Below are 536 nucleotides of genomic sequence, written 5' to 3'. Positions count from 1 at the left end.
CGCGTGGCCTGACCTGCGCTCCGGAAATCGCTGTCGGCGACGGCGCGCTCGGGTTCTGGAAGGCGCTCGATGAGGTATTTCCCAGCACCAGGCACCAGAGGTGCTGGGTTCACAAAACTTCGAACGTGCTGAACAAGGTCCCCAAATCCCTCCAGCCCGCCGTCAAATCCGACCTGCGCGAGATCTGGCAGGCCGAAACCCGTGTCGCCGCCGAGGCGCGCTGGACGTGTTCGTCGAGAAATACGGCGCGAAATACCAGAAGGCCGCAACCTGTCTGAGCAAGGACCGCGAGGCGCTGTTGGCGTTCTATGATTTTCCCGCCGATCACTGGGACCATCTGCGAACCTCGAACCCGATCGAGAGCGTGTTCGCCACTGTCAGGCATCGCACGGTTCGCACGAAAGGTGCGCTATCCCAGAAGACGGCTCGGCTGATGGTCTACAAGCTCGTGCAAGCCGCCGCGAAGGGATGGCGTCGCCTGAAGGGCGCCAACCAGTTGCCAATGGTGATCGAGGGCGTCAAATTCACCGACGGCG

The 536-nt window shown here is 62.3% G+C and carries 1 pseudogene; it reads left to right on the top strand.

The features are described from left to right. A pseudogene (locus MBELCI_RS19035) lies at positions 1 to 536 on the top strand (IS256 family transposase); the annotation flags it as partial.

The sequence above is a fragment of the Limimaricola cinnabarinus LL-001 genome (assembly GCF_000466965.1).
GTDB classification, from domain to species: domain Bacteria; phylum Pseudomonadota; class Alphaproteobacteria; order Rhodobacterales; family Rhodobacteraceae; genus Limimaricola; species Limimaricola cinnabarinus.
This window is presented reverse-complemented; position numbering and strand designations above follow the sequence as displayed.